The 22,066-nt window shown below is 49.1% G+C and carries 19 protein-coding genes; all 19 read left to right on the forward strand.

The genetic code is table 11. From position 1 onward, the window contains the following. Nucleotides 1-34: 34 nt before the first annotated feature. The 19 genes from BN3772_RS00470 to hag all read left to right on the forward strand — a co-directional run bounded on the left by BN3772_RS00470 (nt 35) and on the right by hag (nt 21,900). Entirely contained in the window at nt 35-580 is a 546-nt protein-coding gene (locus tag BN3772_RS00470; RefSeq protein ID WP_042195511.1) for a hypothetical protein, read from the forward strand. Between the two features lie 164 nt (nt 581-744). After that, a complete protein-coding gene (locus tag BN3772_RS00475) occupies nt 745-1,014 on the forward strand; it encodes an alpha/beta-type small acid-soluble spore protein (RefSeq protein ID WP_042181287.1) in 270 nt (89 codons plus the stop codon). A 265-nt stretch (nt 1,015-1,279) separates the two neighbouring features. Then, nucleotides 1,280-2,482 carry a methionine adenosyltransferase gene (gene metK, locus BN3772_RS00480; RefSeq protein WP_042195513.1) on the forward strand — a complete coding sequence of 401 codons (1,203 nt, stop codon included), beginning with the start codon at nt 1,280-1,282 and terminating at the stop codon, nt 2,480-2,482. A 211-nt stretch (nt 2,483-2,693) separates the two neighbouring features. Further along, nucleotides 2,694-6,716 carry an Ig-like domain-containing protein gene (locus BN3772_RS00485; protein ID WP_052380312.1) on the forward strand — a complete coding sequence of 1,341 codons (4,023 nt, stop codon included), beginning with the start codon at nt 2,694-2,696 and terminating at the stop codon, nt 6,714-6,716. Between the two features lie 232 nt (nt 6,717-6,948). Further along, a complete protein-coding gene (locus BN3772_RS00490) occupies nt 6,949-9,669 on the forward strand; it encodes a stalk domain-containing protein (protein WP_209443600.1) in 2,721 nt (906 codons plus the stop codon). Between the two features lie 57 nt (nt 9,670-9,726). Next, on the forward strand, nt 9,727-10,884 hold the full coding sequence (locus BN3772_RS00495) for a sensor histidine kinase (protein ID WP_042195516.1): 1,158 nt from the start codon (nt 9,727-9,729) through the stop codon (nt 10,882-10,884). Between the two features lie 4 nt (nt 10,885-10,888). Next, nucleotides 10,889-11,611 carry a response regulator transcription factor gene (locus BN3772_RS00500; protein ID WP_042181281.1) on the forward strand — a complete coding sequence of 241 codons (723 nt, stop codon included), beginning with the start codon at nt 10,889-10,891 and terminating at the stop codon, nt 11,609-11,611. Between the two features lie 285 nt (nt 11,612-11,896). Next, nucleotides 11,897-12,307: a hypothetical protein gene (locus BN3772_RS00505; protein ID WP_052380313.1), complete on the forward strand. Its 411-nt coding sequence runs from the start codon at nt 11,897-11,899 to the stop codon at nt 12,305-12,307. Between the two features lie 96 nt (nt 12,308-12,403). Next, nucleotides 12,404-14,398: a helicase-related protein gene (locus tag BN3772_RS00510; RefSeq protein WP_042195518.1), complete on the forward strand. Its 1,995-nt coding sequence runs from the start codon at nt 12,404-12,406 to the stop codon at nt 14,396-14,398. Then, on the forward strand, nt 14,395-15,264 hold the full coding sequence (locus tag BN3772_RS00515) for a ComF family protein (RefSeq protein ID WP_042195521.1): 870 nt from the start codon (nt 14,395-14,397) through the stop codon (nt 15,262-15,264). Before BN3772_RS00510 ends, BN3772_RS00515 begins: the two co-directional genes overlap by 4 nt. 205 nt (nt 15,265-15,469) lie before the next feature. Beyond that, complete coding sequence (locus BN3772_RS00520) at nt 15,470-15,880, forward strand: TIGR03826 family flagellar region protein (RefSeq protein WP_042195523.1); 411 nt, start codon at nt 15,470-15,472, stop codon at nt 15,878-15,880. A gap of 106 nt (nt 15,881-15,986) precedes the next feature. Continuing rightward, nucleotides 15,987-16,274: a flagellar biosynthesis anti-sigma factor FlgM gene (gene flgM / locus BN3772_RS00525; protein ID WP_042195525.1), complete on the forward strand. Its 288-nt coding sequence runs from the start codon at nt 15,987-15,989 to the stop codon at nt 16,272-16,274. A 12-nt stretch (nt 16,275-16,286) separates the two neighbouring features. Continuing rightward, nucleotides 16,287-16,787: a flagellar protein FlgN gene (locus BN3772_RS00530; protein ID WP_042195528.1), complete on the forward strand. Its 501-nt coding sequence runs from the start codon at nt 16,287-16,289 to the stop codon at nt 16,785-16,787. Between the two features lie 54 nt (nt 16,788-16,841). Beyond that, nucleotides 16,842-18,437, forward strand: a complete 1,596-nt coding sequence (gene flgK, locus BN3772_RS00535; protein ID WP_042195530.1) for a flagellar hook-associated protein FlgK — start codon at nt 16,842-16,844, stop codon at nt 18,435-18,437. A gap of 15 nt (nt 18,438-18,452) precedes the next feature. Further along, a complete protein-coding gene (gene flgL / locus BN3772_RS00540; RefSeq protein ID WP_042195532.1) occupies nt 18,453-19,370 on the forward strand; it encodes a flagellar hook-associated protein FlgL in 918 nt (305 codons plus the stop codon). 18 nt (nt 19,371-19,388) lie between these two features. After that, a complete protein-coding gene (locus BN3772_RS00545) occupies nt 19,389-19,952 on the forward strand; it encodes a DUF6470 family protein (protein ID WP_042195534.1) in 564 nt (187 codons plus the stop codon). A gap of 89 nt (nt 19,953-20,041) precedes the next feature. After that, nucleotides 20,042-20,488 (forward strand): flagellar assembly protein FliW, encoded by a 447-nt coding sequence (gene fliW / locus BN3772_RS00550; protein WP_042195536.1) that lies wholly within the window; start codon nt 20,042-20,044, stop codon nt 20,486-20,488. A gap of 1 nt (nt 20,489) precedes the next feature. Then, complete coding sequence (csrA, locus tag BN3772_RS00555; protein WP_042195662.1) at nt 20,490-20,732, forward strand: carbon storage regulator CsrA; 243 nt, start codon at nt 20,490-20,492, stop codon at nt 20,730-20,732. Nucleotides 20,733-20,997: 265 nt separating this feature from the next. Continuing rightward, the gene (gene hag / locus BN3772_RS00560; RefSeq protein WP_042195538.1) at nt 20,998-21,900 is read left to right on the forward strand and encodes a flagellin Hag; all 903 of its coding nucleotides are present in this window, start codon (nt 20,998-21,000) and stop codon (nt 21,898-21,900) included. Nucleotides 21,901-22,066 lie beyond the last annotated feature (166 nt).

A 22,066-nucleotide genomic window follows, 5' to 3' on the forward strand; every position in this document is an offset into this window, starting at 1 on the left:
TATTCTTTTTTTATATACAAAAGGAGGACGCCTAATGAAAACAGTATGGAAAATTAGTGTGGCAACAGGCGTATTGGCTGCCAGCTTATGGGCCGGTTCTTTACTGAATGTTACTGCTGACGGCGCTAGCGTAGGGTCACAGCCGGGCACTGCGGATGATCCGGTCGTTACGAAAAGCTATGTCGACCAACAGATCCAAAAGGCTCTGCAAGGCGGAGGCACAGCAGCGACTCAAGCACCAGCTGCAACTGCAACACCTGCAGCTACGTCTGCACCGGTAGCGACAACGGCACCTGTTCAGAGCGGAGAGGCTGTAGAGATCGTTGATGTCAAACCAGGCCAGACTTTAATCGCCGGGGCTGGAGCTGAATTTATTGTACGTGCAGGTAAAGCTGTTATCTACTCGCAGGACAGCAACGGTGTTGCAGATCTTACGGCAGGTGCTGATCTTCTTAATGGAACAGCTGCACCTTCCAATCATTTATTATCCTTCCCCCGTGACGGACGAGGCATCACTGTTCAAGAGGGCCAAACCCTGGGGCTGGTTGTAATGGTACGCGGAGCATATACCCTGAAATAACAAATTTAAATTCTGCCTAATAATAATAAGGATTCCCGGTATGATCGATTTCATACCTCCAAGAACTCTTTCCCACACCTGACAATCATTGATCAGACTTAAAGCTATGATACGGGCGCACAATACTTCCTGTAATCTTAAAACAAATCAGGAGGTGCTGTATCATGGCACGTACTAACCGCACAGTTGTACCTGAAAGCCGGGCAATGCTGAAACAAATGCAATATGAAATTGCAGCAGAATTCGGGCTGTATGGAGCTTCATACGGGGGCGGGGCAGATACTGAATTTGCTTCTGAGCTGGGTTCGCTCGGAGGTTCGGGGGGAGTTGGACGGACCCCGTATCTGGGTCATCTAACCTCCAGAGATAATGGATCTGTAGGCGGAGAAATTACAAAGAGGCTTGTAAAGCAGGCTGAGCAGTCTCTTTTCTAAAAAGATAAGAAGTTTGGTTTCATTTTATGCGGCAGGGCGCAACCGTTTCTGCTTGTTACAGCGGTTCTTGCCTTTAATTGACACCATCCGGCAAATAAGATAATATGGCTTTTGAGGAAAGCTCTAAACCTTTTCCATTCGGAAAAGGTTCATTTTTTGAATCGGCAGCTATTATTTATGTAATTTTATATTGATTTGACCTGTTATTTACTGAGGAGCCCCCTTATACAGTGTCAGACTCTAATCATATGGGAGGTTGATGTGCATGTCTATTAAAGGACGCCATTTGTTTACTTCTGAGTCCGTAACGGAAGGACATCCGGATAAAATCTGTGATCAGATCTCTGACGCGGTTTTGGATGCTTTCCTGGCCAATGATCCCAATGCCCGTGTAGCCTGTGAAGTAGCTGTGGCAACCGGTCTTGTGCTTGTCATTGGTGAGATCAGCACAAAATCGGAATATGTTGATATTCCATCTATTGTCCGCAATACTATCAAAGAAATCGGTTATACACGTGCTAAATTTGGCTTCGACTATAATACCTGTGCTGTTCTGAGCTCGCTTAATGAGCAGTCTGCGGATATCGCACAGGGTGTTAATGCCGCACTTGAGAACCGTGATCCTGCGCAGGTTGCTGAAGAGACTGCTAATATCGGCGCCGGTGATCAGGGATTAATGTTCGGCTTTGCAACTAATGAGACTCCTGAGCTGATGCCGCTGCCGATCGCTTTGTCTCACCGGATTGCCCGCCGCTTATCAGAAGTCCGTAAAGACGGCACTTTGGACTATTTGCGTCCGGACGGCAAAACTCAGGTTACGATTGAGTATCAGGATGGAAAGCCAGTCCGTGTTGATGCTATCGTAGTATCGACTCAGCACGCTGAGGAAATTACACTTGAGCAGATTCAGGCAGATATTAAAGAGCATGTTATTCTTCCGGTTGTTCCTGCTGAGCTGCTTGATGAGAATACGAAGTACTTTATTAATCCGACAGGACGGTTTGTTATCGGCGGGCCTCAAGGGGATGCCGGCTTAACCGGACGCAAGATTATTGTTGATACATATGGCGGCTATGCCCGTCATGGCGGAGGCGCATTCTCAGGTAAAGATCCAACTAAGGTAGACCGTTCAGCTGCTTATGCTGCCCGCTACGTAGCCAAGAACCTGGTGGCTGCCGGACTGGCCGACAAATGTGAAATTCAATTAGCGTATGCAATTGGCGTAGCAAATCCTGTCTCGATTAATGTGGATACATACGGAACAGGTAAAATCAGTGAAGAAAAGCTTGCTGAGCTGATCAGCAGAAACTTCGATCTTCGTCCTGCCGGCATTATTTCCATGCTGGATCTGCGCAAGCCGATTTATAGACAGACTGCAGCTTACGGACATTTCGGACGTACAGATGTAGATCTTCCTTGGGAACGTGTAGATAAGGCTGATATGCTCAGAGCAGAGGCCGGAATTTAGACTTTTTTAGACAAAGCAGACAAGCCCTCAAACAATGCCTCTATTCGTAGAAGGCTAACCGTCTGGGGGCTTTTTTGCGTTGTTTTGAAATAAAGTGAATATCCGGAACACGGAATAAAGCGGCTCTTCTAAACTTTGGAAGCGGATAAGCCGAAATATAAGGATATGTATGCAGACGAGAAAGTATGGCTTGAGAGGAGTTTTTTACCGCATGAAAAGAAAAATTTCAATCTGGACGGCACTCATTCTGACTGGCAGCCTGCTGCTTGGAACCGGATACCCGTCCATCGGAATTGGCAGCCAGACGGCATATGCCGCGAATGAATTTAACGTCGGAATTTCCCCGGCTCAGGGAGAAGTAAATGTAAATGTCAGCTCTAGCATCAAGCTAAGCTTTGACAGGCTGGTAAGTCCGCAAAGCGGTAATATTACGGTTACAGCTCAAGGTACGAGTGAGCCGTATGTTACCATTCCTGTGGGGAGTGCAGGGTTAATCAGCAGTTCAATGGAGTATCAGGTCAAATTGGGCAAGGATCTTGAATTCAACAAGACATATACCGTGAATGTGCCCAAAGGAATGTTCAAGGATAGCCTGGGGCTGGAATCACAAGCGGCCATGTCAACATTCACTACTGCGCCTTCCATTAATACATCGATTACCGCAACCGATTATGCTCCAGCCAACTACTCACGGGTTGATAGCAGTCTTTCGCAGCTGAGCATAAAGCTGAACAAGAAGCTGCAAAAAGGTGGCGGGTCAATCAGGCTGATGGCTTCAGCGGATAATTCTGTGGTGCAGGAGTTTAAACTGAGGGACGGCGAACCGTATGCCTATTTGCTGAATGATGCTTCTACATCGACTACAACAGTAACGCTGACCTTATCAAACAGGCTCACAGCCGGCAGCAGCTACTATGTGCTGATTGATCCGTATGCACTCAAAGATGATGATAATAAATCCTTTGCCGGAATCTCTACGGGGAATGTCTGGAGCTTTTCAGTAAAAGGAGCAGCTGTACCGGGGATAACGGTATCTCCGGCAAACGGGGCAGGTGCGGTTTCGGTAACGGCAGGCATCCAGCTCACATTTGACCAGCCTATGATGCCTGCCACAGGTGTTATTACGGTATCTCCGGGTAATACGGCGGATGCCAGATATTTTAATGTGAATTCAGGGGCTGTTACGGGCGGGGGAACCCGGTTTATTACTGTGGCTGCAGCTTCAGCCGCGAGTCCGCTACTAAACAATACCCAGTATACTGTTACTATTCCGAAGGGCGCCTTTTATGATCAGGACGGCAACGTATTTCCCGCTTCCGGACCTTATTCATGGACCTTCACTACAACTACGCTGACCGGCTATGATGTTGCCTCACTTAGCCCTCCTGACCGCAGCGAGGTTGTAGGAATCACTCAGCCATTCAAAATTATTTTCACTCAGCCGACTACTTTAGAATCAGCAAGCGGGGTAGCCCTCTATAAAAGCAACGGAACCAAGCTTGCAGTTACAGTGACCGGAAGTACGGATTTTAAAGAATTCACTATTGTTCCTTCTGCTGCACTGGATAACGATACAACGTATTACATTGATATCGCCAAAGGAGCATTTGCGGACTTCAATAACAATCCATTTGAGGGGATTAACGGCCGCAATGCCTGGAGTTTCAAAACAGTTGCTCTGGATAAAACAGCTCCGCTGCTCTCTTCCGCAGTGCTTGAAAATAACCGTACTATCCGTCTGAAATATGATGAAGCGCTCAATTCTGGAGTAGCTTTGATGCTGAGCAGCTTCTCGGTTACGGTCAATGATGAAAAACGTAACATCGATAGTGCCTACATTCAGGGAGACAGTGTCTATGTTACGCTCAGTACTGGGGTAGCAGTCGGACAGATTATAAAAATCTCATACAGCTCGGGGTTAAGAAACATTCAGGATTTAAGCGGTAACATAGCAAGTACGTTTTCATCAAGGCAGGTAACGAATACCGTCCAGTCTGTACTGCCGGTACCAAAGGATGGAATGCTATCCGGAAAAACGGTTATATTGAACTTTAACGATTCCTTGAGGGCAGCTGTTGCTGCTGGATACAGCCAGTTCTATGTATATGCAGACGGTGTCTCACTGGGCGTTAACTCCATTAGCTCCAGCGGAGCTTCTGTTACCCTGGGCTTAAACAATGTAGCATCCAGCGGGCAGAGTGTCCGTGTGACCTATATTGCCGGCTCTTATCCGCTCCAGGATTCATATGGCCAGAATATAGCCAATTTTAGTGATTTTTATATCCGTAATACCAGCGATACTACAGCGCCTGTCTACCAGAGTGCATCGGGATCAGGTAAACAAATTATTCTTAATTATAACGAGGGACTCTCTTCCGGCAATCTGCCGATGGTCAGCCAGTATTCGGTACTGGTAGGCAGTACGCCGAACTACGTAACTAATGTATCGGTCAGCGGAACTCAAGTAACGCTTACTGTAGAGAATGCACTATCTGCAAACAGCTATACTACTGTCTCTTATGTGCCTGGAACCGCAGGCATTACAGACCTGAACGGGAACAGGGCGGCTCATATCAACCTCCAGCCGGTTTCTGTCTCCGGGAGCAGTACTTCAACAACAGTACCGAATATCAGCTCCGCAATCGTTACAGGAGATGAACTGACGGTCACATTCAGTAAAAGCATGCAAGCCAGCTCAACATTGTATACGGGCCAATTCGCAGTCCGGGTGGACGGGAGCAATGTGGGCGTGCAAACCTTCAACATATCAGGATCAACGCTCAGGCTGGTTTTGTCCACCGTTGTCAAGTCAGGTCAAACCGTTGATTTATCCTATATGACAGGAGCAGGCAGCATACTTGATCTTAGCGGAAATGCACTGGCTTCCTTTACAGCTCTTGCTGTCCAGAACTTAACGGGAACAACGGCTGTGTCAACAGCAAGCCGGCCGTCCTATCTGGGCATTCTCGCTGCCGGTGAATTCGGCAAGGAGTACCCGTTGCTCAAAACGGATTCTGCAACTGCATCAGATGACCGCTCCATTTATAACCAGCCTGCCAAACGGTATATGCTCACTGCTGACCGCCTGACTGCAAGCTATGAATATTTACAGAAGCTGGGCACGCCGTCCCTCGTGTTCGAGGTGCCTGCGACAGAGCAGGCCGCATATGTCTCCGTTCCGCTGAAGCCGCTCCTGGATGCTGTTAACCGCAACAGCAAATCGGCGTTTGGCATCCGCTACGGGGATAACCTCTACAGCCTGGCGTTGGATGATGTGAATATGAACAGTCTTGCTGCAAGCCTGATTGCAGACAGCAGCACAATCTCACTTGTCATCCGTCTGGAAAAGGTTCCTTCAGGCACGTATACACCCTTTGAGCAGAAGCTTAAAACGCAGGGGCTTCAGACGGTAACAAGCCTGATGGATATACGAATGAGTGCAGTAGTAAGCGGAAATTACTCAAGCGGTACCGTAATTAGTGCCCCGGGTGAGTATTCTGTACGGACAACGGCAACGTTAAACAGTGATCAGGCCTCGGCAGCCAGACTGGATCTTGTCTATTACGATGCTGCCTATCTGCCGACAAAGATCAGTTCAGCCGGAAGCTATACCATTATCCGGGCAAGCACAAAAGGTAATCATGTTGTCGGTACATTCCTGTCCACCCGAAGCTTTACTGACATGAGCAGGCATTGGGCGAACACGACTGTAGCTCTGCTTACTGCCAAAAATATTATCGACAGCAGCTACGGCACTGCCTTTAAGCCGGAGCAAAAAATTACACGGGCTGAGTTCGCAGTTATGCTTAGCAGAGGTCTTGGACTGCTGGGTGACCGGGAAACAGCGCAGCGTTTCAGAGATGTGCAGGCTTCCACTCAGACCGGGGATTACATCGGTGCTGCAGCCAAGGCAGGTATCATTACCGGGAATACAGACGGTACATTCCGGCCTAATGATAATATTACCCGTGAACAGCTGGCGATTATGATTATCCGTGCAATGGAGTATACAAAGAATCCGATTACCCTTAGAGGAACCGCTGCTAACGCTCTAAGTACATTTAAGGACCGGAATAAGATCCAGAATGCTGCCGCCGAGTTTGTTGCCAAAGCGGTGCAGGAGGGGATTATTCTGGGTATGACCACAACGGAATTCCAGCCGCAGGGTAATGCCACCCGGGCTCAAGCTGCCGTTATGCTGCAGCGTATGCTGAATATGGCAGGATACCTTTAAAATGATTTGGTTTTAAAAATGAAAGCCCCGCGAAATGCGGGGCTTTTTTGTGATTATAGAAGTTATTTAACCAGTTACAGAAAGGGAGGAATCTAGCAATATTCGCAACTTTTCGTAATAATTTCAGTCTATTTAATAGTAAAGGGGAAACAGAGTCTTTTTTTTTGATTTCATAACAAATGAATATATGACAGTGCAATTATAAAAAAAGAGATGGGAGAGTTATGCTGAAATGAGTAAAGATTTCATGGGGAAGAGTGACAAAAAGCCGGGTATGCTGCAGACCAGACGCTGGGTTGCCGCATCATTAGCCGGTGTGCTCTGGATTATGCCGGTAATCGGAAGTGAGGGACTGCAGGTATGGGGAACAGGAAACGTGCCTGTTGCTAAAGCAGCAGCCAGTTCTTTTAGCCTTACTAAGCTGAGTGAGGAAGTAATCACCTCCGGGGCTATGATGATGAAATATAAATTTACCGCGCTGCGCTCAGGCAAAAGTGCCACCGGACTGGCAGATGTCATCCGTGTAGATTTGAATAATCCCTACGTTTCTATCGATGTAATGACTGGTAAGGGCGGCAATCTGACTACCCGGCAGAGCACCGGTGGTATGGCTGCGGAGACCGGAGCAGTAGCGGCTATCAACGGAGATTACTTCAATACCGGCGGCGAGGGTGCTCCGATTGGCGGTCAGGTTTCGGGCGGGGTAGTGGTATCTACGCCATCGCAGCTGGAGGGTATGTATGCTTTTGCAGTGACTAAGGACCGTAAGCCTGTCATTGATGAATACACATTTGAAGGCTTAGTTACGGCGGAAGACGGTGCCCAATTCCCGATCTCCGGCATCAATAAAGGGGCTTACAGCCCTGAGGGCGGCAGCTCCACCTACAGTCATGCCAACGCTGCCTACATTTATACAGATGCATGGACCGCACTGGACCGGCCTAAGAACAGCTCTACAACGCCTACCGAGGTATTGGTGCAGAATGATACTATTACACAGATCTCACTGGATGCAGCTCTTCCGATGGCTGTACCGGAGGGTGCTTATATTTTGCGGACACACGGTTTGGCGGCACAGTTCGTCAAAGCCCATCTCGCCGTAGGCCAAAAGCTAAGCAGCGTATACTCCCTAAAATCCAAGACGACACAGCAATCCGTTGATCCTGCCAGTCTGCAGATGATGATTGGCGGACATACCATTCTGGTCAATGGCGGCAAGGCAGCAACCTTCTCGCGTTCAACTTCCAGTATCGGCGGGTACCGGGCCCGTACAGCAGTAGGGTATTCGCAGGACGGCCGTTATGTCTACATGATTGCAGTTGAGGACAACGCGAACAGTGCAGGCATGTCACTGACCGAGCTTCAATCCTTTATGACGGGCATCGGCGTCTGGAAAGGGCTTAATCTGGACGGAGGGGGCTCCACAACCATGGTAGACCGCCCGCTGGCCGAAACCTCGACGAAGCTGACCTTTAACACAGAGTACGGCACAGAACAGCGCAGTATTGTCAATGGTCTCGGGGTGTATACGTCAGCCCCGCAGGGCGAGGTAAAGGGAATCAAGATCAGCGGCAGCCCGGTGATCCTGATCGGACAGAAGGCTAACTATACCCTCAAAGGCTATGATACCTATTATAATCCGATAGACGTGGCCTCGGCTAACCCGGCCTGGACCTCGAGCAACGGCAGCGTGGCAGTTAGTGCAGGTACAGCCACTGCAGTCAAGCCAGGAACAGCAACATTGACCGCCACAAGCGGCACGGCCAGTGCCTCGACCAAGATAACGGTCCTGGGGGGCGACGACCTCGCGAGTCTGTCTGCCAGTACTGCAACAGCTCCTCTGACAGCAGGCGCTACGGTATCGGTTCCAGTAACAGCAGTCTCTAAAAGCGGGGCAACCCTGACTGTACCGGCTTCGGCGCTGAAATGGGAGTTTGTCGGCTTTAACGGCAGTGTACAGGACGGAAAGCTTACCGTTAATTCGGTCAATGCAGGTGTTACGACAGGCTATGCAATCGCCCGGTATGACGGCTTCAGCACAGCAGTCGTTTTGTCCACGGCAGCTGCTACAGCCTGGGAGGATTTTGAGAATGTGAGCTATCCGATTGCCTTCACGACGAATGCAGCGGGTGTTAAAGGAAGTGCGGCGGTTGCAGCCGGTTCTGCGGAACGTACAGGCTCCAAGGTGCTGTCACTCAGCTATGACATGACTGCCGGCAGCGGGAAAATGTACGCCTACGCCCAGTTCAACGGAACCGCCGGAAAAAACATTCCGGCAGCGGCGACCTCCATGTCGCTTGATGTTATGGGGGATATGAGCCTTAACTGGCTGAGGGCTGAGGTTGTGGACAATGCAGGGACAACAGCATACATTGATCTGGCTAAGGTGATCGACTGGAACGGCTGGAAGAGCCTGAACATTGATCTTAGCGGCTCAGGCATTAAATTCCCTGCGTCTCTAAAAAGGGTGTATGTAGTCAATGTGGAGGAAGGCCAAGACGAGCGGGCCAAGACAGGTACCGTAGGCTTTGATAATATTTCCTTTGTCATGCCATCGCTGTCCAGTGAAGCCGGACTTCCGAAGGCAGCTGCCTCAATGGTCATCGGTTCAAAATCCCTGACGGTTAACGGGACCAAAAAAGCAATCGATGTTGCTCCGATCGTGAAGGATGGTACCACCTATGTGCCGATTAAATATGTAGTGGATGTCTTTGGCGGAAGTGCAGCCTGGGATCAGAGCACCAAAAAAATCATGGTATTGCGGGGCTCAAAGGCACTCGATCTGACTGTAGGTAAAAAGGAATATGTACTGAACGGGAAGCGCCAGAGTGCAGAAGTAGCTCCTTTGATCCTAGACGGCAGGACTTTAGTACCGCTTCGACTCGTATCGGAGCAGCTTGGACTGACCGTAAAATGGGAACAGATAACGAAGACCGTAACCATCGAATCGTGATATGTTAGTATAAAGGAAAGCCTTTAATACGATTCGATAGAAATGGGGCAAGCATCCGTGGAATTTCAGGCCGATGCGATAGATCGCGTCATTAGGAATACCATCGACGTGATGGAGAGCAGCAAGTATCAAATATTTGAAATCATGCATGTTGCCCGGGACGAGCTTGTTGCACTCACCAAAGAACTGCAGAGGGTTATGGAAGAAACGGATGAAACACTGCAAAAGGTTGATAAGCTGGAGCTTCAATACCACCGCTCACGAATCCGGCTGACCGAGGTCAGCCGTGATTTCGTCCGCTATTCGGAGAAGGATATCCGGATTGCTTATGAGAAGGCTACCGAGCTGCAGCTTGAGCTTATGATGACAAGGGAGCGGGAAATTTATCTGCGCAGCAGGCGGGATGAACTGCAGCTGCGGGTCCGCAGTGTTGAGAATTCAGTCGAGCGTGCGGAATCAATCGGTTCACAAATGAGTGTTGTTATTGATTATCTGGCCGGAGAAATGGGACAAGTGTCACGGATTGTCGAGACAGCAAAGAACAGGCAGCTGATCGGATTAAAGATTATTTTGGCCCAGGAAGAGGAACGCAAAAGAATTGCCCGGGAAATTCATGACGGTCCTGCTCAGATGCTTGCAAATCTGGTGCTAAGGACGGAAATTGTAGAAAGAATGCTGGTAAAGCAGGAATTCGGGCTGGTACAGGACGAAGTAATAGACTTAAAGGGACAGGTCCGTTACAGTCTGGAAGAGATGCGCAAGGTTATTTTTAATCTGCGGCCGATGGCGCTGGATGATCTTGGACTGATTCCGACACTTCGCAAGTATGTCCACGACTTTGAAGAGAAGACCAAGATCCGTACCACCTTTGAAACAAGAGGCAAGGAGCACCGGCTTTCTTCCGCCATGGAAGCAGCCGTGTACCGTCTTGTGCAGGAAGGGTTGACCAATGCCGCCAAGCACGCTTATCCCAGCTATGTTCTGGTGGAAATTACTTATCAGGCGCAGCTGATCAAAATTGTTGTGAAGGATAACGGCCTGGGCTTCAATGTAAAGAAGGTAAGCGAGCAGGGCAGCCGGGAAAGCTTTGGGCTTGTCGGTATGCGGGAGCGTGTTGAATTGCTTGAAGGCAGAATGGAAATAGAGTCAGCAGAGAATCAGGGAACATCAATCGTAATTCACATTCCGACGAATGTGGAGAAGGGGAAGGAGTAATGTGATGGAGAACCAAAGCTCAGGTAAATTGCCGATAAAAGTTCTTTTGGCCGATGATCATCAGTTGTTTCGCGAAGGACTTAAACGGATTTTAAATATGGAGGATGACATAGAGGTCATCGGTGAATGCGGAGACGGTATCCAGGTGCTTGAATTCTGTAATGTTAACAAGCCGGATATTGTTCTGATGGATATCAATATGCCTATTGAGAATGGTGTTGAAGCTACACAAAAGGTACGGGAGATGTTCCCGGATGTTAAGGTCATTATTCTGTCCATACATGATGATGAGAGCTATGTATTTGAAACGCTGCGCAAGGGTGCTAACGGTTATCTGCTGAAGGATATGGAGGCAGAGTCGCTGATTAATGCAATCCGTTCGGTCTGTGAAGGGCATGCCTTCATTCACCCGAAGGTTACCGGCAAGCTAATTAACCAGCTGCGCCGTATGACTTACTTGAATGAGACCGGCGCAATGGCCGAAACTCCGGTTAAGGAAGCCGGTGTGAAGTTCGTTGCAGGCGATAATAACCCGTTGACCCGCCGTGAGGCAGAGGTGCTGCGGCTGATGGCAGAGGGCAAAAGCAACAAAAACATCGGGGAATATCTTTTCATCAGTGAAAAGACCGTCAAGAACCATGTCAGCAGTATTCTGCAGAAAATGGAAGTTGATGACCGTACACAGGCTGTAATCAACTCGATTAAATACGGCTGGGTCACCCTATAACGGGATAACGTTAACTGAGCGTTTTGGAGAATCCAAATGATCCGGAACAACATTACATAACGGCAGGCATACCTGACCCGTCCTGCCAGCGTATTGTTTCAGTACAGTTATATTCGAATTTTGCAAAACGCTGATTTATATATTTACCCGCACATAGGCTGTCTGACCCTAACCTGTTATCAGATATCGGCAATATAAATGGGCTTTCCAGGCCGCAGGGCCTTGGGCATTCACCGACCTCGCAGCGCCGGCATATAGTGTCGGTATAAGAGGAGGTGCATCTCCATGGTAGCCCAGTTAATATGGATTGCGGCTGTGTATGCATCGGCAGCAGCGCTCGTTCACATTCTGCACCGCCGGGAGCGTACACGGCCTGCCGGACGGTTCAGCAGGCGGCTTCACTATATTCTCATTACCCGTAATCATGAGGCGGTAATTGAGGGTTATGTCCGGATGTTTGCCTGGCAGGCTTTCTGGGCCGGCAGAACGTATAAGGTGACTCTGATGGATGATGAATCCCAGGACGGCACTGTGGCTGTAGCTGTCAGACTAGCCCAGAGCGGCTCTGTCATTGAATTCATGCCGCTGCTGCAGCTGTATCGTTTTCAGGATAGTCCCGAACCTCAGCAGCAGACTGTTATCGATTTGCGGATACAGGGAAGCGGGGGATCACAATCAACGCGAGACGAATATTAACGGAATACGCAAGCAACGGGTGAAGCACACTCTCCGGCAATGGGGGAGTGTGTTTTTTTGTGTTGTTATATTTCAGAGGGAAGAGGGGCCGTTATCATGAGGGTCGGTGTCTATACAGTAAAAGCAGGAGGCCGCTGGAAGCTGTGCCTATCGCTGTGTCCGGAACTTGACCGTTTATGGTGGAGCGGATGCTTTCTGGGCGGGCAGACTCATATGCCGGCGGAAAGGATGGTAATGCTCTCTGAATCCTTGCCGCTTGGCTGGGCTGTAAAGCTGTGGGAGCACGTTGGAAGTCACTCTGCTATGGAGAAGTGGACAGCCAGAAGCTGGCATGCTTGTATGAAGGCTGTACTTAACCCGGAGCTGCGGGAAGAGGAGATCGCCGGAGGTATGCTGATCGGGGATTGGTTTAAGGAAGTAGCCGAGGTGCCTGGATTTACTGATCTGCAGGACGGCGAAGGGCGGGCTGGAAGGATGCATTTAACAGGGGAAAACGCCGGAACCCCGGTATACCTGGACAATCTCAGCAGGGCAGCGGATCTTCTGGTATCCATGTTGTCCGGCCGTTCACTCCTGCAGAATGAGGTAGAAGCACTGTTGGAGGAACAGGCGGCAGATGCAGTACAACAATGGATGGCTGCTGCCCAGCTTGCTTATCTGCAGGGAAGGCTTACGCTTGGGGCGGCAGTAGCATCCGGTTTAGGCAGCCGGACTGAGGGCTGGGCGGGCGCCCGCTTGGGCGTGGTGCGGACAGCGCTTCGCCTGCCGCAGCTGCTCCGGCGCGGCGCTGCCCGCCGCCGCGCAGATATGCGCTGCCTGCGCTGCGGCAGCGCCCCCACGGGCCGCACGCCCTGCGCTGCGTGCGGCCTTGCCTGCTGCGCCTATTGCGAGGCCTGCCTCGCACTCGGGCGCAGCCGGGCTTGCGCGCTGCTGATCCGCAGCGCGGCTTCTCCGGCCGTGCGCGCCGCAGCGGCCGGTGCCAGCCCCACCGTAGCGGCACGCCGGTGGGGGCTAAGTGCGGCCCAGGCGGGAGCCGCCGGGGCTGCACTGGGGTTTCTGGCTGCGCGGGGAAAGCGCGCAGCCGGTCGGGGCCCAGAGCGGTTCCTGCTCTGGGCGGTGACAGGAGCGGGGAAGACGGAGATCACCTTCCCGCTCCTGGATGCAGTGCTATCCGCCGGAGGGCGGGCACTGGTGGCGACGCCGCGGCGCGACGTCGTGCTGGAGCTGGCCCCGCGGCTGGCGCGGGCCTTCCCTGCAGCAGCCCAGGCCGTGCTCTACGGCGGCAGTCCCGGCCGGTGGATACCGGGACAGCTGACCATTGCAACAACACATCAGCTGCTGCGTTTCTACCAGGCCTTTGATCTGGTAATTATCGACGAGCTTGATGCGTTTCCGTATCACAACGATCCAATGCTGGCTTTTGCGGCCGGACAAGCCTGCAAGCGGGACGGCGTGTTTATCCTCCTGTCAGCAACGCCGCCGCGCAAGCTGCAGCGGCAGGCCAGCTTCGGCAGGCTGCCTCATGCCAGAGTGCCGGTGCGCTTTCACGGACATCCGCTGCCTGTGCCGAAGCACCTGGCTATGAATCCGGTACATTTATGTATTAGACGCGGAAGCCTGCCGGGAGGATTACTGCAGGCGCTGCGCAGATCGCTGGCGCGGGGCGCGCAGATATTTCTGTTTGCGGCGCGTATTGCTCACATTGAGCCGGTGCTGGTGCTGCTTCGCCAGGTTTTTCCTGAAGTCTGCATTGAAGGCACCTCTTCCCAAGATCCGTTCCGGTCTGCCAAAGTAGTAGCCTTCCGTGAGCGGGAGATTAGAATACTGGTTACGACAACCATTCTTGAACGGGGAGTGACGGTTCCGCGCAGCGATGTTTATATTCTCGATGCCGACAGCGGCTTGTTTGATGAGGCTTCACTCGTGCAGATGGCCGGCCGTGCAGGCCGCTCCAAGGAGGATCCTGCGGGTACGGTGATGTTCCTGTCCCCGCAATGGACCCGCTCCCAGCGCAAGGCGATTGCCCAGATCCGTAACATGAATACCATTGCCCGCAGACAGGGCTATTTGAAGGGGGAAGGACATCAGTGACTCCGTTAAGCGGCTGGTTAGCAGGTATCCGCTCCTTGTTAGCCCCGGCCGGCATCCATTGTTTAATCTGCGGCCATAACAGCCGGCCTTCAGCAAGACTGCCCGGTATTTGTGCCGGCTGTGAAGCCGGTATTCCGTGGATCAGCCGTCCCCGCTGCCACAAATGCGGCCGCCACGTCGGCTGCCCGGACTGCAGCCGGAGCGGACAATCCGCCCCGATTGTGTGTAACCGGAGTGCCGTCGCCTATACGCCGGTTATGCGGGATTTGCTTGGCCGTTATAAGTATAGGGGCCACGAACGGCTTGCGCCCCTGCTGGGGCAGATGCTGGATAGCGCATACCTGCAGCTGAAAGCTTACATAGAACATCTTCAGTACCCTCCACAGGTCCCAACGGAAAAGCAGAACAAATATCATTTTCTCCGGCGAAAGACAGCCAATCTAACCATTGAATGGCAGGCTGATCTGCTGGTCCCTGTACCTGTCTCGGATTCGCGTCTTACAGAGCGGGGGTTTAATCAGGCCGAGCGTCTGGCAGATATATTGAGCAGGCTAAGAGGAATTCCGCAGCTTCCGCTGCTCATCCGTACGCAGCACACTGCGAAACAGAGCTTTAAAAGCAGGGCCGAGCGTATTGCGGATATGAAGGATGCTTTTGCCGTAAGCCCGGATGAGCAGGTTAACATACAATTCAGCAGCCGGTTGTCTACAGTAAAAGCTTCCGGCCGGCCTCTGCAGATTATCATTATCGATGATATTTACACTACCGGAAGTACCATCCGTGCCTGCGCCGGAGCGGTGCGGCTTCTGTGTGCAGGTTATGGAATAGAGGCTGATATATACAGCCTGACCTGGGCACGTTCATGATATTCAATCTACGTAAGTTCTGTTTATCCGTTAAGGGGATAAATAGTATAACACTTAAGAGTGATTTCACTTTTTTGATCTTACAATATAATCAAATTACTTCTCCCGCCGATACTAATCATAGACTAAGCGTTTGCAATCATGTAATCTAAGCATAAGTTGATTAAGCAATGCACAAAATGTTAGGGAAGGAGCCGCGGGTGAAATGAATGTAGACAATTGTCCGAGATGCGGCCGTTTATATGTCAAAAATCTTATGGAGCTTTGCCAGCCCTGTATTAAAGAGCTTGAGCACCAATATGAGATATGTGTAGAATATCTGCGCAAGAATCGGGGGACCAATATTCAGGAGCTGTCCGATGCTACTGAAATTTCTATTAAAGAGATCACCCGGTTTATCCGTGAAGGCCGGATCTCTATAGCGAATGCACCCAATATGATGCTGCCTTGTGAAGTGTGCGGAACCCTGATCCGCGAAGGACATATGTGTGACAACTGCCGGTCCCGTTTAAGCAAGGACCTGAATAGGGCGGCAGCCGAAGCTGCTGCTGCTAATGAAACGCCTAAAAGTGGAAATAAATCCGCTTACCGGGCCGTCGATAAGTTCCGGAATTAATAAAAACTTGGAAAAAACGTTTTCAGCTATAAAGATTGATTCAATAAAGGCCGATAAACTTAGTAAAGATTATCGGCTTTTTTATTTTAAAAGGAAGGTGGAAGTTATGAAAATTAACGAGACCGGACGAATCAACCCCATTAACCCATATCAGCGCAGTGCGGAAGCTCAGCGGCTGGATCAAGTCAAGAAGAGCACACGTAAGGATGAGGTTTCCATTTCTGATGAAGCAATTAAGCTTTTGCAGGCGCAGAACAGCGGTAAAGTTGACACTGACCGTGCCAGCAAGATTGAGAGCCTGAAACAGCAAGTATCCGCAGGTACCTACCAGGTTGACGCAGCCAAACTCGCAGACACACTCGCCCCCTATTTCAAGCAAACCTCCGGGAATTAGGTGAACCCATCCATGGCATTAACACACTTACTAGAACTCCTTGAGCGGCTGGACGACACGCATCTGCAGATGCTCGATCTGGCCGCTGTCAAGAAACAGACGATTATGGACAACAAGGTAGACGGTTTGATCGATATTATGAACCGAGAGTCTAAGCTGATGAAGCTGATAGGACAGCTCGAAGAGCAGCGCGGAGAGGCAGCTTTTGCTTTTTTGCAGGGGGTGGGCATACGCTCCAACCTAAACCTGAATCTGACTGAGCTGTCCCGGCTTGTATTTGATCCCGAAGACAAATCGCGTCTGCAGCAGATCCAGCATAAGCTTTCTGACACGCTTCACCGCTTAAAGAAAGCTAATGAACTGAATCAGAAACTGATCGAGCAGTCGCTTACATTTATAGACTATTCCCTGGATTTGCTTGTCGGAAGACCGAACCAGGATTTTACGTATCATCATCCAGCCGATAAAGGATACAGCAGCAATCGGCCAGGTCTTTTTGACGCACGCGGATAGGTGCAGCATGCCTGCAGTCCGTTGTGCCGGAGCAATCATAGGGAGGAATAAGCAGTGACATCCACATTTCATTCAATCGAGACGGCAAGACGGAGCCTGTTCACCCAGACGGCTGCACTTAATACAACAGGACATAATATCGCTAATGCGAATACAGAAGGCTATACCCGCCAGCGTGTGAATATGAAAGCAGCTATACCTATTGAAGCATATGGACTCAATAACTCTACATTACCCGGCCAAATGGGGACAGGGGTGGAGTTCACCTCGATTCAACGGATCAGGGAAATGTTTCTTGATGATCAGTATCGCGGCGAGAATGCCTCTAGCGGTAACTGGCTCATTCAATCAGATACTTTGGATAAACTTGAAGCAATTGTTAATGAGCCTTCGGATACAGGGATCAGAACAGTTCTTGATAACTTCTGGAAATCCTGGTCTGATCTAAGTAAGAATCCAGAGGACCCTACAGCCCGGAAGATTGTGGTACAGACCGCACAATCCCTTACAGATGCCATTAACTATATGAGCACCCAGTTAGAGAACCTGGACAAAGACCTTAATACCAACATTGATGTTAAGGGAAAAGAGATTCAGAGCTACCTCAACTCTATTGCAGACTTAAACCAGTCCATTTACAAAATCGAAGGTATGGGAGACCAAGCTAACGATCTGCGTGATCAACTGGATCTGTTGACAGATAAGCTCTCAAAAATTATTAATGTCACGGTTCTTGATACTGATGCAGGATACACGATTTCCCTTGGCGGGCAGCCTCTTGTTCAGGGTGGTGCAGTAGCTGCAACGGTTGACAGTGCGTTTCTCAATAATGCTTATGCCTCCGGAGATCTAAAAGCAGGCGAAGCGTACGGTATGATCTTTTCAAGTAAAAATTATGTCGCAGACTACAAAAAACAGCTGGATGATATGGCCAATACCATTGCTAATGGCGAGGTTGAAGTTACAATTCCTTCCGGTGCCACACTTCCAGCAGGCACAACGGTACTTAAGGATTCTGAAATTCTAAACTCAGATGGAACCAAGACACTTCTGCTTGCCGGTTCAGCAGTTCCTATCCCGCTAACTGGTGATCTAAAGACCACCGTAAAGGGACTTAACGGGCTGCATCAGCTGGGTTATGCATTGGATGGCAGTTCAGGACGTGCCTTTTTTACACCTTCTGTGGCTGGGGAGACAATTACTGCAAGTAATATCAGACTGAACTCAGAAATTGTTGCTAACCCTAATTTGTTTGCAACATCCCTCCGGATTACCACGGATAGTGCTGGTAATAGTGCAGTAGTTAAAGGGAATAACTTTCTGGCCACTCTATTCAGTAATATGAAGGATAACACGACATTTGTTTCGCCGGATGGTACCAAGAAAGGTTCGGTTGGTTCTTATCTCACTTCTATGGTGGGGCAGCTTGGGATTCAGTCACAAGAAGCTACACGGCAAGCTACTAATTCAGATTATCTGGTTGAACAAGTAAACTCGCGGCGCCAATCGGTGAGCGGCGTATCCCTTGATGAAGAAATGTCGAATATGCTTGTATTTCAGCATGCTTATAGCGCAGCTGCACGTTTCATGACTACTTACGACGAAATGCTTGATAAACTCATTAACGGTACCGGCACAGTCGGCAGATAAAAGGAGGAATAACTGATGTTGAGGGTAACCTCCAATATGATGAACTCACAGTTGCTGCTTAATTTGAACAGAAATGCCCGTACGATGAATGATACGCAGCTGCAGCTGTCGACAGGACGCAAAATTAACAAGCCTTCGGATGACCCTGTAGGTATTACCTATTCCTTACGCTATCGTGCTGAAATATCATCTAACGAGCAGTATACCAAAAATGTGGATAGTGCGCTCTCCTGGCTTGATTATAATGATACGGTGTTGGGACAGGCCGGCGATGTGGTTCAGCGGCTAAGAGAGCTTACTGTACAGGCAGGGACCGGAAGTAATCCTCAGTCAGCCTTAGATAGTATTAATGAAGAAGTACTGCAGCTTAAAGAGCAGCTTGTTGATATTGCAAACAGCAAGCTTAACGGAAAATATATTTTTAACGGTGAGCAATATGATGCTAAGCCGTTTGATTTTGTTAAGGGCCCAGACGGAACCTTTGACACAACGAAGGCTATTACTACAGATCCAGGCCAGATCCAATATGTTGTCGGTGAAGGGGTTCAGCTAACGATTAGCCAAAACGGAAATGATGTATTTGGCTACTCCTCAGATGCGGATAATATTTTTAATATCATTAATAGTATTTCTAGCGCATTGAAGTCAGGTGACATTACTGCGGTATCGGATCAATTAGCTAATGTTGATACCCGTTTGGACAAGTTCCTTACTGCGCGTTCTGAGGTTGGTGCAAAAACTAACCGGGTAGAGCTGATGCAGGAAAGGCTTAGTGATCTTAATACCAACCTTAGTGAGCTTCAGGCTAAAACTGAGGATGCAAGTTACGAAGAACTGATTATGAATTCGAAGATACAAGAGAATATATATAATGCTTCACTTTCTGTAGGAGCCAAGATTATTTCGACTACACTCGTAGATTTCATCAGATAACGGAGGTGCTACTCGCTGATGCAGGGTATTCTGCAAATTCGACAGACACCAGCGGTTATTGGTATTGATGCTGATCCCGGTCAATATTCCATTTCCCAGCCCAAAGCTGAAGTTTCTATTACAACTACACCCGGGAAATTAAGTGTGGAGTCGTCGCGGCCACAGCTTCTAATAGATCAGAAGCAGGCTCACGCCGCCTATAACGGAGGTACGGTGCTTGAAATGAACGGGCGCATCTATTCGGGCATCAAGCAATTATACTTGCAGGCAATTGCCAGAAGGGTCGAGCAGGGCAACCGGATGTCTGAGTTTTTTAAGCCCGGTAATTCTATTGGTGAAGTTTATGGTTTTGATACAAAGCCTAACTCCTTTCCTAATCCGTGCGGCCCCGCTTCTTACGATAATGTGAAGGTCCGTTTCGAATCACAGGCACCGCGAATCAGTTATCGTGCCGCCAATGTAGATATACAGGTTACTCAGCATGAACCGGAGATCGAGTACACCCGCGGAAAACTGGATATCTATATGCAGCAGTATAATTCTGTGGAATTTATTCCGCCGGACATTAATATGCAGATATAGTATTTGAGCTATAGATGTGCCTAAGTGCGCGTCTATAGCCATTTTTCTATATCACTCCAATTTCATAAAATGTTTAGGAGTTGAGTCAATTGATTATAGAAACATTGTCGATGGGCAGACTTGAAGTGAGTGAAGAAGAATTGTATCATTTCCCCAAAGGCATTCCAGGTTTTGACGAAGAAACAGATTTTGCATTAATCACACTTAAAGATACGCCGTTCTGGGTCTTGCAATCACTTAAAGAACAAGGGATTTCCTTCTTGCTCACGGATCCGTTTAACTTTTATCCGGGCTATGAGTTTGAACTGCCGGACGAAGAGGCTGCAGAGCTGAAGATTGAATCAGAGGTTATTATTCGGTCCATTATTACTTTGCATGAAAAAACAGATCAATCAACGATTAATCTGTTGGCTCCAATCGTGTTCAATCCGGCTAACCGGATAGGTAAACAGATTGTGATTCATAGCCGAACTTATCATACCAAGCATATTCTGCTTCAGGAGCAGCCGGCAGCAGACGGAAAGGATGGTGGCTGATGTGCTAGTGCTTTCCCGTAAAAAAGGTGAAACTATAGTCATTCAGGATCAGATTGAGATCACGATTCTTAGTGTGGATGGTGATACAGTTAAAGTAGGTATTTCGGCGCCCAAGCATGTGGATATCTTTCGTAAAGAGGTCTATCTTTCCATTCAAGAGGCAAATCGTGAATCTGCTGCCCCTCAGCAATCTGATCTTAATGCCTTGATTCACCGGCTGAGAGGATTAGGTAAGCAAGATTAATAAATCACATATAGAGGTATTGAGCGCCCGGGGCTGTGTGAGAGTCCCGGGTTTTGTAGTGTACAGCTAACCTATTTACAGTCAAAATCAGCAGTTTGAGAGAAATGCAATATTTTTTTGGGAAAATTCAAAAATGCTCTAAACAGTTAGGGACCTGCCGTCGATATATTATTTAGACGCTGATCCGGCAGGGCGGCCGACCTTAACGGATTGGCGTTTACCACATGGATGTGGAACTAACTTAATTTCAGGGAGGAAATATCAAATGATTATCAATCACAATATTGCTGCATTGAACACTCACCGTCAATTGGCTGTAAACACAGCTAACACAAACAAATCCATCGAGAAGCTGTCTTCCGGTCTTCGCATCAACCGTGCAGGTGATGACGCAGCTGGTCTGGCAATCTCCGAAAAAATGCGCGGTCAAATCCGCGGTTTGGACATGGCTGCCAAGAACTCGCAAGACGGCATTTCCCTGATTCAGACTGCTGAAGGTGCACTGAACGAAACTCACAGCATTCTGCAACGTATGCGTGAACTCGCAGTTCAATCTTCAAATGATACTAATACTGATACAGACCGTGCATCTCTGCAAAAAGAAGTGGACGAATTGGCGAAGGAAATTACACGTATCGCTAACACCACTGAATTCAATACTAAGAAATTGCTTGATGGTTCAGCAAAAAATGGTACTGGCGTAACAACTGGCGGAGCAACTGCAGCTAACCTGACCTTCCACATTGGTGCGAATGCTGGCCAAAACATTGAACTTGAAATTAACGCAATGGACGCAGCATCTCTTGGTGTAGCTGGAACAGGCGGTGCTTCCGCATCTGGTGCTACTGCAGCTACTGCAACATCCGGTATCAGCATTTCCAGCCAGGCTTCTGCGAATGCAGCAATTACAAAGATTAATACTGCAATCGAAACTGTATCTACAGAACGCGCTAAGCTGGGTGCTTACCAGAACCGTCTGGAACACACTATCAACAACCTGAACACATCTTCTGAGAACCTGACTGCAGCTGAATCCCGTATTCGTGATGTAGACATGGCGAAAGAAATGATGGAACAGACGAAGAATAACATTCTTGCTCAGGCTGCTCAAGCAATGTTGGCGCAAGCTAACCAACAGCCGCAAGGCGTTCTGCAACTCCTTCGTTAATATTTAGCACAAGGCTGAATAGATTTAGAGTAATGTAGTAAAGAAGAATGTCTGTGAACCTTAAGGGTTTCAGACATTCTTTTTTTGTATTAACGCGAAAGGAGAGGGATCCTCTGTGTTTGTTAATAAGAGACAGAACCTAACCAAAGGTAAAAAGAATGCCGAT

Source organism: Paenibacillus camerounensis (genome assembly GCF_000723885.1).
In the GTDB taxonomy this organism is placed as follows: Bacteria; Bacillota; Bacilli; order Paenibacillales; family Paenibacillaceae; genus Paenibacillus_AQ; species Paenibacillus_AQ camerounensis.

What these genes read in the sequence shown, in the direction of transcription:
- BN3772_RS00470 (WP_042195511.1), top strand. Translation starts at nt 35, where the DNA reads ATGAAAACAGTATGGAAAATTAGTGTGGCAACAGGCGTATTGGCTGCC.
- BN3772_RS00475 (WP_042181287.1), top strand. Translation starts at nt 745, where the DNA reads ATGGCACGTACTAACCGCACAGTTGTACCTGAAAGCCGGGCAATGCTG.
- metK (WP_042195513.1), top strand. Translation starts at nt 1,280, where the DNA reads ATGTCTATTAAAGGACGCCATTTGTTTACTTCTGAGTCCGTAACGGAA.
- BN3772_RS00485 (WP_052380312.1), top strand. Translation starts at nt 2,694, where the DNA reads ATGAAAAGAAAAATTTCAATCTGGACGGCACTCATTCTGACTGGCAGC.
- BN3772_RS00490 (WP_209443600.1), top strand. Translation starts at nt 6,949, where the DNA reads ATGAGTAAAGATTTCATGGGGAAGAGTGACAAAAAGCCGGGTATGCTG.
- BN3772_RS00500 (WP_042181281.1), top strand. Translation starts at nt 10,889, where the DNA reads ATGGAGAACCAAAGCTCAGGTAAATTGCCGATAAAAGTTCTTTTGGCC.
- BN3772_RS00505 (WP_052380313.1), top strand. Translation starts at nt 11,897, where the DNA reads ATGGTAGCCCAGTTAATATGGATTGCGGCTGTGTATGCATCGGCAGCA.
- BN3772_RS00510 (WP_042195518.1), top strand. Translation starts at nt 12,404, where the DNA reads ATGAGGGTCGGTGTCTATACAGTAAAAGCAGGAGGCCGCTGGAAGCTG.
- BN3772_RS00520 (WP_042195523.1), top strand. Translation starts at nt 15,470, where the DNA reads ATGAATGTAGACAATTGTCCGAGATGCGGCCGTTTATATGTCAAAAAT.
- flgM (WP_042195525.1), top strand. Translation starts at nt 15,987, where the DNA reads ATGAAAATTAACGAGACCGGACGAATCAACCCCATTAACCCATATCAG.
- BN3772_RS00530 (WP_042195528.1), top strand. Translation starts at nt 16,287, where the DNA reads ATGGCATTAACACACTTACTAGAACTCCTTGAGCGGCTGGACGACACG.
- flgL (WP_042195532.1), top strand. Translation starts at nt 18,453, where the DNA reads ATGTTGAGGGTAACCTCCAATATGATGAACTCACAGTTGCTGCTTAAT.
- BN3772_RS00545 (WP_042195534.1), top strand. Translation starts at nt 19,389, where the DNA reads ATGCAGGGTATTCTGCAAATTCGACAGACACCAGCGGTTATTGGTATT.
- hag (WP_042195538.1), top strand. Translation starts at nt 20,998, where the DNA reads ATGATTATCAATCACAATATTGCTGCATTGAACACTCACCGTCAATTG.